At 61.8% G+C, this 14,641-nt stretch carries 13 protein-coding genes; 2 read left to right on the top strand and 11 right to left on the bottom strand.

The genetic code is table 11. The features are described from left to right. Positions 1-38 precede the first annotated feature (38 nt). The gene (tssK, locus tag G3N99_RS04055; protein ID WP_011350756.1) at positions 39-1,385 is read left to right on the top strand and encodes a type VI secretion system baseplate subunit TssK; all 1,347 of its coding nucleotides are present in this window, start codon (positions 39-41) and stop codon (positions 1,383-1,385) included. After that, positions 1,382-2,164, top strand: coding sequence for a type IVB secretion system protein IcmH/DotU (gene icmH, locus G3N99_RS04050; protein ID WP_011350755.1), 783 nt, complete (start codon positions 1,382-1,384; stop codon positions 2,162-2,164). The genes tssK and icmH overlap by 4 nt, the downstream gene beginning before the upstream one ends. Positions 2,165-2,245: 81 nt before the next feature. On the opposite strand, the gene G3N99_RS41755 is transcribed toward icmH, so the two are convergent. From G3N99_RS41755 to G3N99_RS03995, 11 genes are all read right to left on the bottom strand, one after another. Continuing rightward, positions 2,246-2,953, bottom strand: a complete 708-nt coding sequence (locus tag G3N99_RS41755; RefSeq protein ID WP_241011465.1) for a hypothetical protein — start codon at positions 2,951-2,953, stop codon at positions 2,246-2,248. Further along, on the bottom strand, positions 2,950-3,318 hold the full coding sequence (locus G3N99_RS04040) for a hypothetical protein (protein ID WP_241011464.1): 369 nt from the start codon (positions 3,316-3,318) through the stop codon (positions 2,950-2,952). Before G3N99_RS04040 ends, G3N99_RS41755 begins: the two co-directional genes overlap by 4 nt. A gap of 22 nt (positions 3,319-3,340) precedes the next feature. Then, a complete protein-coding gene (locus tag G3N99_RS04035; protein ID WP_206121727.1) occupies positions 3,341-3,745 on the bottom strand; it encodes an Imm1 family immunity protein in 405 nt (134 codons plus the stop codon). Between the two features lie 197 nt (positions 3,746-3,942). Further along, positions 3,943-4,248, bottom strand: coding sequence for a hypothetical protein (locus G3N99_RS04030; protein WP_206121726.1), 306 nt, complete (start codon positions 4,246-4,248; stop codon positions 3,943-3,945). 24 nt (positions 4,249-4,272) lie between these two features. Continuing rightward, a complete protein-coding gene (locus G3N99_RS04025; protein WP_206121730.1) occupies positions 4,273-4,590 on the bottom strand; it encodes a hypothetical protein in 318 nt (105 codons plus the stop codon). A 249-nt stretch (positions 4,591-4,839) separates the two neighbouring features. Then, entirely contained in the window at positions 4,840-5,142 is a 303-nt protein-coding gene (locus G3N99_RS04020) for a hypothetical protein (RefSeq protein ID WP_206121725.1), read from the bottom strand. Between the two features lie 91 nt (positions 5,143-5,233). Then, positions 5,234-5,749 (bottom strand): hypothetical protein, encoded by a 516-nt coding sequence (locus G3N99_RS04015; RefSeq protein WP_206121724.1) that lies wholly within the window; start codon positions 5,747-5,749, stop codon positions 5,234-5,236. 15 nt (positions 5,750-5,764) lie between these two features. Next, positions 5,765-6,250 carry an RHS repeat-associated core domain-containing protein gene (locus G3N99_RS04010; protein ID WP_206121723.1) on the bottom strand — a complete coding sequence of 162 codons (486 nt, stop codon included), beginning with the start codon at positions 6,248-6,250 and terminating at the stop codon, positions 5,765-5,767. Positions 6,251-6,325: 75 nt separating this feature from the next. Further along, positions 6,326-6,763: a hypothetical protein gene (locus G3N99_RS04005; RefSeq protein ID WP_206121733.1), complete on the bottom strand. Its 438-nt coding sequence runs from the start codon at positions 6,761-6,763 to the stop codon at positions 6,326-6,328. Then, positions 6,760-11,403: an RHS repeat-associated core domain-containing protein gene (locus G3N99_RS04000; RefSeq protein ID WP_206121722.1), complete on the bottom strand. Its 4,644-nt coding sequence runs from the start codon at positions 11,401-11,403 to the stop codon at positions 6,760-6,762. The genes G3N99_RS04005 and G3N99_RS04000 overlap by 4 nt, the downstream gene beginning before the upstream one ends. A gap of 56 nt (positions 11,404-11,459) precedes the next feature. After that, on the bottom strand, positions 11,460-14,639 hold the full coding sequence (locus G3N99_RS03995; protein WP_206121721.1) for a type VI secretion system Vgr family protein: 3,180 nt from the start codon (positions 14,637-14,639) through the stop codon (positions 11,460-11,462). Positions 14,640-14,641 lie beyond the last annotated feature (2 nt).

Here is a 14,641-nt window from a genome sequence, read left to right as displayed (position 1 = left end):
ATCGATTACATCGCAACGCGACATTAACCGGATTTGACATGAGTTATTCGGCCAAGGTGCTGTGGGGGGAAGGGCTGTTCCTCCGGCCTCAACACTTTCAGCGGCAGGACGCGTACCACGAAGCGCGCCTGTTCGAATCGATCCAGGCGATCCAGCCGTACAACTGGGGCGTGCGCTCGGTGCGCATCGACCGCGATGCGCTCGGCAGCAACGTGCTGCGGGTCGCCGAGCTGGCGCTCGTGTTCCCGGACGGCGCGCTGTATGCCGCGCCGCAGGCCGACGACCTGCCGCCGCCGATCGCGCTGGACACGCTGCCCGACGGCATCAACGAATTCGTGTTCTATCTCGCGCTGCACCCGCTGCGCGAGAACGGCACCAACTACAGCGACGATCCGGCCGCCGGCTTCATGACGCGCTTCGTCAGCGAGCAGACCAGCGTCGGCGACAACTTTACCGATGCGGCCGAAGCCGACATCACGTTCCTGAAGACGCAGGTCAAGCTGATCGCGCACAGCGAACCGCGCGACCAGCTGCTGTCGGTGCCGCTCGTGCGCGTGCGCCGCACCGCGACGTCCGGCTTCGAGATCGACGACAGCTTCGTGCCGCCGTGCCTCGCGATCGACGCGTCGCCGATCCTCCACCAGCGGCTGCGCCAGCTCGTCGACGCGCTGCAGGCGAAGGTGAACGCGCTGTACGGCTTCCACCGCGAGCCGTCGAAGAACATCATCGAATTCCGCTCGGGCGACATCGCGTCGTTCTGGCTGCTGCACACCGCGAACGCCGCGTTCGCAACGCTCGCGCACCTGCACCAGCATTCGGCGCTGCATCCGGAGCGGCTGTTCCAGGAACTGCTGCGCCTCGCAGGCCAGCTGATGACGTTCTCGAAGGGCTATACGCTCGCCGACCTGCCGGTGTACCGCCACGACGATCCGGGCCCGAGCTTCGCGCGTCTCGACCTGATGCTGCGCGAGCTGCTCGACACCGTGATCTCGACGCGCTACTTCGCGATCACGCTCGACGAGGTGCGCCCGTCGTTCCACCTCGGCCGCCTCGATTCCGGCAAGATCGACGACAAGACCGAGTTCTACCTGGCGGTGTCCGCGGACATGCCGAGCGTCGAGCTCGTCGATGCGGTGCCGGCCCGTTTCAAGGTCGGTGCGCCCGACGACGTCGACAAGCTCGTGCTGTCGGCGATGCCCGGCGTGCGGCTCTCGTACACGCCGCAGGTGCCGCCCGCGATTCCGGTACGCCCGGGCGCCTGCTACTTCGCGCTCGATTCGCGTGGCGCGCTGTACGAGCGCATGCTGCAGGCCCAGTCCGCGATGATCTACGCGCCGACTGGCATCAATGACCTGAAATTCGAACTGATCGCGGTCACATCATGAGCTACGCGCCTTCCCTGTTCGGCGACAACGCGCCGGCCCCCTTGCATACGCCGGCGTCGACCGACGCCTCGTTCCAGGCCCGTTCGCTGCTCGACCTGCTATACGACGGGTTCTTCATGCTGTTCCTGCTCAAGAATGGGCGGGAGCCGGAGAGCGCGGGCGAATTCAGCACGCGGATCCAGGAATTCCTGTCGGATTTCGAGCGCGGCGCGAAGAAGCTGAATATCGCGGCAGAAGACGTGTACGGCGCGAAGTTCGCGTTCTGCGCGGCGATCGACGAGATGGTGCTGTCGTCGCAGTTCAAGATCCGCACGGACTGGGAACGCCGGCCGCTGCAGCTCGTGCTGTTCGGTGAGCAGCTCGCGGGCGAGAAGTTCTTCCAGTATCTCGAGGAATGTCGCGCGCAGGGCGCGGCGCGGCTGCAGTCGCTCGAGGTGTTTCACATGTGCCTGCTGCTCGGGTTCCAGGGGAAGTATCTGCTGGAAGGGCCGGAGAAGCTGGCGTACCTCACCGCGCGGCTGGGGGACGAGATCGCGCACATGAAGGGCAAGCGGGCGCCGTTCGCGCCGCATTGGCCGCTGCCGGATCAGATCGCGCATCGACTCAAGCGTGAAGTGCCGGTTTGGGCGATTGGGGCGGTGTTTGCGTTGGTGGCGCTGCTCGGGTATCTCGGGCTGAATACGTATCTGAAGGACAAGACGCTGCAGGCGCTGGCGCCTTATTCTCAAGTCATCAAGGTGGGGCCGGAGTCGGCTAATTTGACGATTTCGTTGCCTTGAGGGGTGCGAGTTGCCCGGGCAACGCTTTACAATAAAAAAGGATCGCCGAGCGGTCCTTTTTTATTGTCGCATCTTGTTCAGTCACGCTTGCGACTGCTCGCCATACGGCCCCAGATCGAGGAAGTCGTCGTAGCGATCGAAATGGTTGAGGCAGCGGACGACATCCTCGATCGATGCGTCCGGTTTCTGACGATAGGCCAGATCGACGACGTCCTGAAAGTGCTCGCACGAGTACTGGAATACGTAACCCAGCTCGGCGACCTTTTCAGGGTAGATCTCGCGCTCCTCGTCGTCGACCTGTACCGTATCGCCGATGTAAATCGTATGGTGCGGACGCAGTTGCGCGTCGCTGTCCTCACCGTAGACATCGTATAGCCACGCGGGATCGTAACCCTCCCGCCGTTCAGCCTTCGCACGGACAACGGCAATGAATTCGGCCAGCTTGAAGGTTCTATTCTTGAAATCTTCCAGCCCATGAATATGCAATCCGATACGTTCGCACTCGATACGTGCCAGCAATTGCTCTGCCTTGTCACGCTCGAACGCCAGCACGCCGGCATCGGTATCGCTTGCTGCTGCAAGCGCCCGCTCCACGAGCGGTCGTGCCGATACGCCACGTGACGTTTCACACATCAGATCCCCGAGTGCGACGAGCGACTGCGCGAGCGCCACGCGATCCCCTTCCTGCTCGGCCTCGGCCAGCGCGAGACACAGCGCTGCTTCGCCACGATCCGTCATGCCACGATCCAGCAGCATCAATGCCTTGCGGAAGGTCTGCCGTGCACTCACCGCGATGCCTCGCTGTCGAGCGGATCCATCCAGATGTCCTCGTAGCCAGTGTCATCGATGATGAAACGTGCGCCGGCCGGCAGCATCAGATAAGGCAAGACCAGCGGCAGGAATGCAGATAGATGCGTGGCATGCAGTGGCTGATAAAAATCGTCGGCATCCGAGTATTCGCCGCAATGAAAAAACCAGCTTACGTTCTGACCTTCGGACAGCGTGATGCGCGTGCCATAGACAGGCGCGTTCCCGAGCGTCGACATAGCGACGGCAACCATGTCTTCAGGTTCGACAACAGGCAGGTTGTATCGCGCACAAATGGCTTCCTGACGGGCACGCAGCCCAGCCGGATCGTCTGTCATGTTCGTCATGCTCTTCCTGTCCCGTGGCGCACTAACCAGCTTGCCAGCATAGCTGTGGATCGGCCAGACCAGACGATACGAAATAGGCGACCGCTTTCGCAGTCGTCATGCGATCCACGCACTCCTGCGCTGGGTAACTGCCACGCTGGCCGCCGGCAACGAGTTCGATCGCTACTTCCATCGGCGCCTCAGGTGTCGTCAGGCTCAGCAACTCGGCATCGAAGCTCGATGCGATAAAGACGACATACCGGCCGTCGTTACCGCCGCCAATCGTCATCACCACTCCATCGCTCGTCTCGAATGAGACAGTCGAGCGATCGCGACCATTCAACCTGTCGACTGCCGAGATGGCTTGCGCAACACTGTCGCATTGCGCTTCCGTCACGTGCGAACGGTTACCGATGTAGGTTTCCTCGATCACTTTTGTCGTTCGCATTCGGTGGCCTTCGCTGCTTGCTCAAACGGACGGATTACGTTGACCGAGCGACGTTCGGCTCGTTGCACTCGGCTCGATACGCTACTCGATACTCGTAACCCACTTTAAATCGGTGGCAGCCAAACCAAACCGCTCCTTCACAACGTCTACCGCATGCGCCGATTTCACCTGCGAATCGACACTGACGACCACGCCTTTTATCGGGGCGTTGACGTAATACATGACTGCATGGGCCAGCCCCTGTCGTCGAGCAGCATGCCTGCAAAGTATTCGTCCAGATCCTCGACACCGTTTTCGAATGGAAGCCCGGTCCGCGCCGAGAATTCAGGATGGTCGGGGTCGTCGAACGAATCATCGGTCGCGAAGTGACGTGCGATCGCCGCATCCCGGACAACGTTATGTGCCACCGGGTCGCCACGATAGGCGGCACCCCAAAATGCATGCCGCTCTAGAAATCGTACGGGCGGATCGGCTGCAATCAGCACGTCATGCCAGGATTTCATGGCGACTCGCTGCAGGCCATGTCGTCAGAACAGGATGAACGCATCGTTCTCGACATAGAAAACGAACGCGTCGAGCAGTTGCCCAACGGTCGGTTCGTCAACCTGATCGTGGGCGTTGATCACGATGTCCTCGATCGTCGCGCTGTCCAAGGTGATCCGCCAGCCGGGTTGATTCGCGATGGCAGATACAGCATCGTCGTCCGCATCCATGGTGTCTTCGGAGAACACGCCTTCGGTATCGAGCGTCCACGGCATGGGCGGCAAGTAAAGCCATCCGGCGAAGTCGCCCGGGCGTTCGAGGATGTGTTTCAGCGATGCTTCAGTCACGAAAGTGGTCGACATGGGTAGTGCGGTTATGGCTGGGGCAAATGCGTCGGGGCGTGGATCGAGCCGGCGAATCGCCGCCTTCTCCGCCTTGGATTGCATCACGGCGCACGCGCGTGGTTGCTGTCGCGCTCGTGCAGCGAGCCGTGATTATGCCAATTTCGTACCCGTGAGATCCGCCTGCCATTGTTCCCGGCCAAGTTGCTCGCGGTCGAATTCCTCGTTTGACCAAGCCAGTGGCACGGGTATGCCCCCAAAAAAGCGACCTTATATCGGCTCCCGGAAATACACGAAGTCAAAAGCTTCATTCCAGTGTGCGAACGCGCCCGGCGCCACGACACGCCAATGCCGCGCGGAATCGATGTGCCTGTCGGACGCAAACATGACGACGTCTCCCACCGCGGCGGCGTGAATGGTCAACACAATCAGACCGCCTCCATCCGCCGCAAATGCGGCACGTCGACAGGCTCCGGGATCCTCGACGTCGTCGAAAAACACAACGCCGGATGGGGTCAGGTCTGCCTCCCGCAGGAAGCCGATGATTTGCTCTTCGGTGAATCGCTTCTTCATGTCCAATCTCCTGACTACGTGATTGGACTCTAAATCGCCGCGCTACTCAAATCGGGGGAGACGTCGATACGACATTCAGAGTTTCAGCCATTTAGAAAAAAACACGCATATATTTATCGATTTCCGCAGAAAATTCAATTAACTCGTCAGTGGGTTCACATACGAATTCATAACCAGCTCTGACAATTCTTCCAGACTCGACAGATCTAAATCCGTTTATTGTCACTGAGTAGAACCCGGATCTCAGCTGCGAATCTACACCAACCTCACTAGGTGGCCAGTGCATCAAATTTTCCAGGTCATAGAAGCGTGCGCCCTCCTCTACCAACAAGGGAAAGCAACCATTTCTTGTAACGACAAGATCTTCAACAGTACTTCGCTCACTGGACAATCGACAAATAATCTCATAGCCGCCGTCATCAATTGATAGTAGCGGGACTATCGCTCCCTTTTTGACAACCTCATCCCCGAGATCGGAGCTGAAGAATTCACTCATAAGATCACGCTCACCGGGCACCACCGGTCTCCACCCGAGAGTCTCATGAAGTACCTCTTGATCCAACAAAACAATACCGTTTGCTTCAACGTCAATTTCGCCAATTACCATTGCCGTTTCCTCATGTTACGAGCAGTCTTTCTTAAGCTGAGTGGCATGCCACTCCATTAACGTCTTGTAGGCTTCTGAAGGGGTGACATCCTTAGCGAGAACCTCACCAGTCGATGGAATTCTGAGATCCCCTTTCATTGTCATACCTTCGAGTCCTTTACCAGAGGCAGCGAGCAGTTCGTCAGGGGTGCCCGACCAATCTCCTTGACGCCCCCCTAGGAATACACCTTGCACTCGGTGCAATTCCTCATGATCACCCTTTTTATACGGTTTCGGGAAATACGTTGGAGTGTCACGCTTAGTAGCCAAGTGCTTCAATCCACACGATTCGGCCTTCTTTCTCCATACCATGTGGTGGCCCATGCCGTTTTCATTCCACTTCCAAGGCATCAACCCTAGGGGGTCTGTCCAACCAATCGGGTTTCGGCCGTATTGATAAACGTTGATCCCGCCCGCCAGCCCGATGGGATCCTTCGATACGAACTTTTTCGATCTAGGCACACGGGCCCAATCTACCGGATTACACCGAGTTGCCCGCCCTAAAACAACAAGGGCCGCTTACGCGGCCCTCCGTCGTTACGGCACCAAATCAAAGTACCAAACTAAGAAGTCATTGAAGGTCGCCCAGCGCGCTGGCACATTCCCATCCAAGAAGTCATCTAGCGCCCCAATGTCGAGGTCGTAGACGGCCTCATCGTCCTTGCAATACAGATACATCCCCTCGCTCTCATCTGAAGTAAGCGCAAGGTATCGCTCAGGAACATGGTATCGATCGCGGACATAGTCTGTCTGATCGGGTATCGCTGGTATCGCTGGTCCTTCGATATCAAGAAGCTCTGCTACAGGGCGTGGGCTTACAAAGCTCCCTTGATATTTCAGATAGAACTCGCCAAATTCGGAACCCGAGTCTATGCCCAAACTGCGGAGCACTTGCTCTGCCGATTTCGGATCAGTTCGAGTCACGTCACCGGTGGCCGTAGCCAGATGCGATTCAACCTTCGATGGAATCATCACTTACACCCTCCATTCCTAGACTCATTGGCAGCAGCAGCGCGATCTTTCCAATATTGATTTCTGTCTACGTCGAACGCGCTCCGGTCCACTGGGAAATCTGGATTCTTTTGACTCCCGAACGGATGCAGCGCCTCCCGGCCGGCGCCGCTTGCCGCTCTATGCGTGCTAGTCGTTACCTCAAATAGCGGACCTATCGATTGTTGACGCGAATGGTGCAACTGAATTTGTTGCGGTACACCATCCTTCATCATGAAAGGCGCTCCACCTTCCATCGCTCGCTGCAAATTCGTCTTTCCCCGGTGCTCCATATCCCAGTCGATATCTTGCTGGAAAACAGTGTACGAAAGACCTGTCCCTCTCTTACACGGCCCCCATGTCGTCTTCTTGAAGCGGCTCAACCCCAATGGATCAATCCACAGCGTCGGGTTAGGCGCGTACTGATAGACATTGATGCCGCCAGCGAGCCCGATCGGGTCTTTCGAGATGAACCGTCCGCTACTCGGATCATAGTATCGGTGCCGGTTATAGGCGAGCCCCGACTCCTCATCAACCTGCTGCCCCTGAAACCGCAACGAATTCCGCGCCACGATCCCCGCCGCCTTCGAGGCCCGCGCAATCACCTCCCGCGCTTCCCCCCACGCCTTGTACGACGCCTCCCACACCACGTCCCCATAGTCATCCGTGAGAAGCTGCGGCGTGCCGATCTGGTCACAGTGGTAATAGAACAGCTTCGCGCCGGCCCGCCGTTCCGGCACCTTCTGAAGCGGGTCCTCCTCCGGCACATACCGGTCGGTACTCTTCCACTCCGGCGTCTCGATCCCTTCGACCGGCTCGGCCACGTACTGCGCCAGCGGCACGAACGTGCCCGGCTCGTAGATATAGTGCGTCCCGCGCTCGCCATCGCTTTCATACGCCAGCGTGTCGCCGTCCCACCCGAACACCGTGCGCTCGCCGTTCACCTCCTTCGCGATCCGCCGACCGAACGCGTCGTAGAAATACCGTGACTGGCTCTGCCTCGACGCCTCGGCAACCCGCGCCGACAGCAGGCGATTGAATTCGTCCCACTCGTATTCCTGCTCGCCCGCCGGCGTGCGTTTGCGCACCAGGTTCCCGCGCGCGTCGTACTCGAAGTGCGTCCCCGCATATGACTTCAACAGATTGCCCAGCACCTTCGGCACATCGACCGGCAGCGTGCTCTCCGCCCTGACCGGGCTCGGCCGCGACGCCGGCACCTCTCTTGCCTGCACCGGATCGACGATGTTGCTCGCCGGATCGAACGCAAACCGCTCCTTCGCGACCGGGCTGATCGCCTCGATCAACCGGCCGACCGGATCGTACCGATAGTCCGTCCCGCCCTTGCGGCTGTCCTCGATGCGCGACAACTGCCCCGCCGCACCGTAGCGATACCGCCGCTCGACCAACGGCGCCGGCGACGTCGACCGCTGAACCGTCTGCTGCAACACCCGCCCCGCCGGATCGTAGGCCGTGCGCTGCCCGACTTCGCTCGACAGCACGCGCACCGTTTCCCGGTGCAGGTCGTCGCGCTCGAACTGCACGCGCTCCTCGCCGTCCAGCAGCATCCCATGCACGTGCCCCGAGCCATACATCAGCCAGTCGACCGTGTGGCCATCCGGGCGCACGGTCTTCCGCCGATTGCCGAGTTCGTCGTATTCGTGGTGCCACACATAGCTGCGCCGCTCGCCGAACAGGTCGTAAGCGTGATGTTCGCGCACCAGATTGCCGACAGGATCGAAGAAGAACTGGACGCGGCTGTATCGATTCACCGCCTCGATCAACCGGCCGCCCGGATCGTAGGCAAAGCGCTCGTCGCGCTCCCCGGCAACCCGCTTCAGCAGGCGGCCGTACGCGTCCGAATCGATCGACGTCACGCACCCCGCCTCATCGACGGAAGCGAGGCTGCCGCTTTCCTGATCGTATCCATAGCGCGTGGACTTCCCGTCGAAGCCAACTTCCTCGATCAGGCGCCCCGCCGGGTCGTAGCGGAACTGGTACGTCGCAAGGTTCGCATCGGTCAGCACGCTCAGCCGGCCCAGGCGATCGTAGCGATACGCCAGCGTCTGCCCGAGCGCATCGGCGCGGCTCGCGATCCGGCCGGCGGCATCGTAGCTGTATCCGGTCGACCGGTTGAGCTGATCGGTATGCCGCAGCAGCCGCCCCTCGGCATCGTATTGCACCCGCTCGACGCCGGCGGGCGAACGAATCTCGGCCAACTGCCCGTTCGGGCCATAACCATAGGCAACCACGCCGCCGGACGCGTCTTTCGATTCGGACACGCGGCCAACGTCGTCGTACCGCCACTCCGTCTTCTTTCCGGAACAATCGGTATAGCTCGCCAATTGCCCCGCGTCGGTGTATTCGATCGACTTCGAGCCGCCCTTGGCATCGGTGATCGTCACCGGCAGCCCCTGGTCGTTGTAGCCGTACTTCGTCGCGTGCGCGAGCGGATCGATCTCCTCGACGAGATTGCCCGCATCGTCGTACTTCCGCTGCCACGCATGCCCGTTCGGATCGACGAGGCGAACCATCTGGTCCTTGTCGTCGTATGCCATCTCGACGACGCTGCCGTCCGCGCGCTCATGCTGAACGAGATTGCCGCGTGCGTCGTACTCCATCCGTTCGATGCCGCCGTCCTGCCGGATGTGCAGCACCAGATTGTGATGGGCGTCGCGCCGGAACCACTCCTGGTTGCCGTCCGGATAGACGATCCGGTACACGTAGCCGTGGATGTTGAAGTAGTACCGCGTCATCTGGCCCAGTGCATCGGTCACATAGGTCAGGCGGATGTTCGGGTTCCACGCGAGCCGGATATCGAGGCTGCCGTCGTCCGCGTATTCGCGGATGCACTTCGCGTCCGCATTGTCGTCCGCATCCGCGCCGTCCCACTCGAGCGTCATCCCGCGCCCCGTGCGATCGGTATAGCGCGTCACGAGATGGCGATGGTACTGATAGGTCCGGGTGTTGCGATGGCGATCGGCCGCGCGCACGAGATCGCCTTCGCCGTCGTATTCGTAGCTCGCCAGGGCGCGGCGCCCGCCGTCCTTCAGCACCTGCTCGATCTGCACGATGCGGCCATGCTTGTCGTGCTCGAACGCGAGCACGTTGCCGCTCGCGTCGATCAGGCGCGCGAGGCGATCGAGCGTATCGTAGTCGAGCGTGATCGTGTTGCCTGCGCGGTCCTTCTGCATCGCGAGCCGGAACGCGTCGCCGCGGCGCTCGTACACGTGCAGCGCGGCGTGGCCGTAGGCGATCGTCACCCACGTCTCGTCGAGACGCGACAGCGTCAGGTTCTCCGACAGGTCGTCGTGCACCGCGCCGGCCGCGAGCGCCGGATAGTCGATGCTGCGCCCTTCCGCATCGCGATAGACCCACCGCCCGTTCTCGATATCGATCCGGGTCGTATACGGCGTAATCCAGCGCGCGCCCAGTTCGCCATCGTCATACGCGGAGAGCCGCGAACGATACGTACGCTCCCAGACGAGCGGCAGCGCGCCCGGCAACTCGAAATCCACGTGCGAGAACGTTTCGTCGCCGAACGCGAAATCGATCGAGGCCGGCGACGCACCCAGCCCGCATGCCTTGCATCCGCTCTTCCCCGGCCCCTCCGCCGGCGCCTGACCGTTGGTCTTCTCGAGCCCCTCCTGCTCCCGCGTCTTCTTCGCCTGACTCTTCCCGCCCGCCTTGACGTCCGCACTCTGCTCGTGAAGCTTCGCGCGTGCCTTGACGCGCCCAACAGCCTCGATCAGCTGCAAAACCAGCCACATCATCTTGCCTTCCTCGCTGCCGGCGAGCGAACGGATCGACGTCGCGATCTTCGGCGCTTCGGTCCGAAGGAAGGTCACCGTGCCGCGAAACGGCTCGAGCCAGGCATCCGGCGCGAGTTTCGCCATCGTGCCCGCCGTCTTGTTGGCGACCTTCTTGCCGAGCGCCTTCGTGCCCTCGTACGCGAACTGGATGCCGTCACCCACCCGACTGGGGCTGTACCAGGGCCTGTTGTCCGCCATCTTCTTCGCGAGCTGCTGCTGGCGCTTCAGATTGGCGTTGGCATCGAAGAGCTGTCCGTGCAGCGCCTTGTCCATGCCGGTCGCCAGCGCGAGCATCAGCTCCTCGCACTTCGACGCGCATCCGTTGAGCAGTTCGACGAGGCCGACCTTCAACTTGTTGAGAAAATCCTCGATCTCGGTCGCGCAAGTCGCGTTGATGTGCGTAACCAGCACGGAGATGATCGCCGCGCCGAGATTGTTGCGCGTCATCAGCAATTCGTGACGAACGAGTGCGAGCAGCGGGCGCGCCGACATCCGGAATGGCGCGAGCGTCGGCGGAATCGGAATGATGCCGAGCAGGTTGATCGCGAGGCTCATGTAGTCGAGCACCTGGCCGCCGCGCTTCTCGACGATTTCGGCGATATCGCCGAGCGCGTCAACCATTGCCATGATGTTGCCGACAATCGGCACCGCACCGGCAAACGTCTTCACGTCCTCAAACGTGATGTGGTTGCCGCTGATCTTGCGCAACCACGCATCAAAGCGGTTGCCGACTGCCGCGACGTCCTTGGCCGAAACATCGCTGAGCCAGGTAACGGCCTGTTCCTTCTCGGCGCCCGGCGGAAGTTGTTGTGCCATGTCGTTCTTCGTTCAAATCGCGATTTGTTGTTCTAGACGGCTGATACGCCGCCCTCTCAGGATTTCAGCGGTCCGCCGAACCCACTGGTCGGCAGTTTCATACCAGTGGCACCGGCAGCCGATGCCACCGTCGTGGCGCCCTTGCCGGCGATCCCTGCAACACCCGGCAGCACACCCTGCAACGCCCCGGATGCCGCGTTCGCAGCAGGCGCGGCCAACGCCGCGAGCCCGCCCTGACGCGCGGCCTGCACCATTCCGGCCACCTGCTTCGCGGCGCTGCCCAGACTCGAAGCCGTCTGCAATGCAGACACCGCGCCTGCACCACCTAGCGCACCAGCCGCAGCCGGCAACGCAGAGCTTGCCAGTCCGCCCAGCGCAGCACCGGCACCACCTCCACTCGCCAGCCCCATCGCAGCCGTCGCCGCCGCGGGCGCCATCCCCTTCAACTGGCTGGCGAGCTGCCCGGTCGCCGCCGCCTGCGCGACCTCCGGCGACGGTGCGACCGGCTCCGCCGGCCACTTCGCTTCCTTGAAATAATTCGCCGGTTGATCCGACTCGCGCGGATCCTTCCCGAACTCGACGCGCACCGCCCCCGGTGGCAGCCCGCTCACAACCGTATACCCGCTGTTGTCGAGCGCCCCCTTCTTCAGCACCGCACCGTTCACGTCTCTCACCGTGAACAACCCGCCCTTCACCGCCTCGCCGTTCACATACTTGTGAAACAGCTCCAACTGCCCCGGCTGATCCGGCCTTGGACTCGGCAACGGATACCCCATGCTCGCCGGCCCCGCGAACGTATGCGACGCCCCCTTCACATCCACCGCCCCCGGCGTATGGATCTCGATGTTCCCGCCTTGAATGCGGATATACCCGCCACCGCTCGTCAGCAGAATCCCCTGATCGGCCGCGATCTCGATCCGGTCCGTCGCCGACACCACCTTCACCGCCTTTTGCGCGGTCACCTCGATGTTGTCCGACTGCGCCTGGATCTCGACCTTGCCCTTGCCCGCGAACAGCTTCATCCCCGCGTTCTGCACGAACAGGCTCAGCTTCTGCCCGATGCTCCCGATCAGAGACTTGCCCGCCGCAACGTGCACGCTCTGTCCGCTCGCCACGTTCACGTGATCGTTCGCGGCCACATGCACCGACTGCTGCGTCGACATCCCGATCCCTGACGGGCTGCCGAACAGCATCACCGGCTCCTTGAACGCGTTCGCGTTGCCCGTCCCGCCGTTCGCCGTGCGTCCGCCCGACGATGTGCCCGATGCGCTGTCCTGCGTCGCATCGGTGAACGCGCGCATCGTGTCGTGCGCGTCCTTCAGGCTTTCCGCCTGATGCTGCTCGCTCACACCCGACATCGCCTCGACGAGGCTCTCGCCCGTCACGAGCTGCTCCTGCGCCTCCTTCACGTCGAGCGGCTGGCTGTTCGCCGCCTTCGGATGCGTGGTCACATAGAGCCCCTGGCTCGCCCGCACGGCGCCATACGCATCCGAGCGCAAATCGAACCCGCTGCCGAGATACGACCCGCGCGAATTGCCGCTCTGGTCGATGATGTAGCCCAGATGCAGCAGGCTGTTCGCGCTGCTGCTCATCAGCTGCACGCGGTTCTGCCCGGTCGCGTCGTCCATCACGAGCTGGTTGTAGCCGCCGCCCGAATACTCCTTCGACCGATACCCGGAAAGAATCCCGTCGGAATGCCATTGCGGCTGGTTCGCGCCGTTGTACACGCGCCCGACCGCCAGCGGCCGGTCGCAGTCGCCGCCGACGTAATCGATCAGCACTTCCTCGCCGATGCGCGGCACGTGCACGCCGCCGTAGCCGCCGCCCGTATCCGACTGCACGACACGCACCCAGCACGACGCATTCTCGTCGCCGGGATTCAACCGGTCCCACACGAACTGCACGCGAATCCGGTTCAGCTCGTCGGTATAAACCTCTTCGCCCTGCGGCCCGACGACGATGGCCGTCTCGAGATGCATCTCCGGCTTGTGATGCTCGAACGGGCTGCGATACGGCACGCTCACGCGTTGCGCTTCGACTTCGACGAGATAGAAGCCGACGGAACCGTCATGGTGCGGCACGCGAAACGCGGGATCGGCGCCGTGGCCATCCTGCACCTGCGCCAACGCTTCGCGCAGACTATATGGAAAGTCCGCGGCGTCGCTTGCGACAGGCAGGTTGTTCTCGATCCACCACGCCACCTCGATCGCGGCAAACTCGCGCTGATCGGCTGGATCGCGGTCATGCACGGGATGATCGGCAAGCGTGAAGCGCCGGCCGGCATCGATCGCGCGCACACCGCCTGTGGCATGGAAACGCTTCGCCTGCGACTCCCACTCCTCCATCCTGACCTTCGTCAGATGGTCACCGCGCGTCTGGTCGAGATACGTGTAGGCGCCGGTGTATTCGTAGACTTCGAGCTGATCCGGCAACTCGCCCTGGCCGCCCATCGTCGGCAGCGACGTGCCTTTCGGGTTCGACGGCTGCGAAGGATTCTTGTAGTCGAACGTGCGCGTGGTGCGCGTCACGCTCTGCAGCATGCGCGTACCCGACCATTGCGTGAACGCGTCAGCTTCGCTGGCCGCGCCGCCGCGATAAAAGCGCACGGTTTCCGGCGACAGCGGCGCGAACGCCTGCAGGTTGTCGGTGATGACGAGCGTATGCGACTTGCCGTCGTCGGCCTGCTGCCATGCGCAGTAGAGCCCTTCGCTCTCCATCAGCCGATGCACGAAATGCCAGTCGGTGTCGTGCTGGCGCGTGTACGACCGGCTCGGCAGCGGCTTCGACAGCGCGAAGCGGAAATGCCCCTGTGCCTGCGGGTGCTTGTTCAGCACGTCGGAGATGATCTGGTCGACGGTCGTGTCGTTCCAGAGTCGTTGATCGCGACGGAACTTGAGGAAATGGGTGAAATCGGCGAACGCGAGCTGATAGGTCGTGAGCCCGCCATCGGCGCCCAATCGGCGCGCGGTATGCACGTACCCGTTGATCGGCCGGTAGCCGAGATCGCCCTGCTGGATCCACAACGTGACAGGCTGTGCGATCAGCTTTTTAAGCTCCACATTACTGTCGGTCGACAGCACGTCGAGCGTGAACTCGTACGCGCGCCCGATACGCGAGCGGCCGACCGCCCGCTGAACGGTCAGGACGTTGGCCCCCAATGGCGTATCGAGCTTCAACAACCGGTCCTGCTGAAGCAATCCGCCGCGCAATGCGGCGATTGTGTTCTGCATGTTCATGG

It is taken from the genome of Burkholderia sp. Ac-20392 (assembly GCF_017104585.1).
GTDB classification, from domain to species: domain Bacteria; phylum Pseudomonadota; class Gammaproteobacteria; order Burkholderiales; family Burkholderiaceae; genus Burkholderia; species Burkholderia lata.
Note: the sequence above shows the minus strand (reverse complement) of the source record. Positions and strands in the feature narration are given on the sequence as shown.

Excerpts from the sequence above, each read along its gene's own strand:
- tssK (WP_011350756.1), top strand. The coding sequence starts at position 39 with ATGAGTTATTCGGCCAAGGTGCTGTGGGGGGAAGGGCTGTTCCTCCGG.
- icmH (WP_011350755.1), top strand. The coding sequence starts at position 1,382 with ATGAGCTACGCGCCTTCCCTGTTCGGCGACAACGCGCCGGCCCCCTTG.
- G3N99_RS04040 (WP_241011464.1), bottom strand. The coding sequence starts at position 3,318 with ATGACGAACATGACAGACGATCCGGCTGGGCTGCGTGCCCGTCAGGAA.
- G3N99_RS04035 (WP_206121727.1), bottom strand. The coding sequence starts at position 3,745 with ATGCGAACGACAAAAGTGATCGAGGAAACCTACATCGGTAACCGTTCG.
- G3N99_RS04030 (WP_206121726.1), bottom strand. The coding sequence starts at position 4,248 with ATGAAATCCTGGCATGACGTGCTGATTGCAGCCGATCCGCCCGTACGA.
- G3N99_RS04025 (WP_206121730.1), bottom strand. The coding sequence starts at position 4,590 with ATGTCGACCACTTTCGTGACTGAAGCATCGCTGAAACACATCCTCGAA.
- G3N99_RS04020 (WP_206121725.1), bottom strand. The coding sequence starts at position 5,142 with ATGAAGAAGCGATTCACCGAAGAGCAAATCATCGGCTTCCTGCGGGAG.
- G3N99_RS04015 (WP_206121724.1), bottom strand. The coding sequence starts at position 5,749 with ATGGTAATTGGCGAAATTGACGTTGAAGCAAACGGTATTGTTTTGTTG.
- G3N99_RS04000 (WP_206121722.1), bottom strand. The coding sequence starts at position 11,403 with ATGGCACAACAACTTCCGCCGGGCGCCGAGAAGGAACAGGCCGTTACC.
- G3N99_RS03995 (WP_206121721.1), bottom strand. The coding sequence starts at position 14,639 with ATGAACATGCAGAACACAATCGCCGCATTGCGCGGCGGATTGCTTCAG.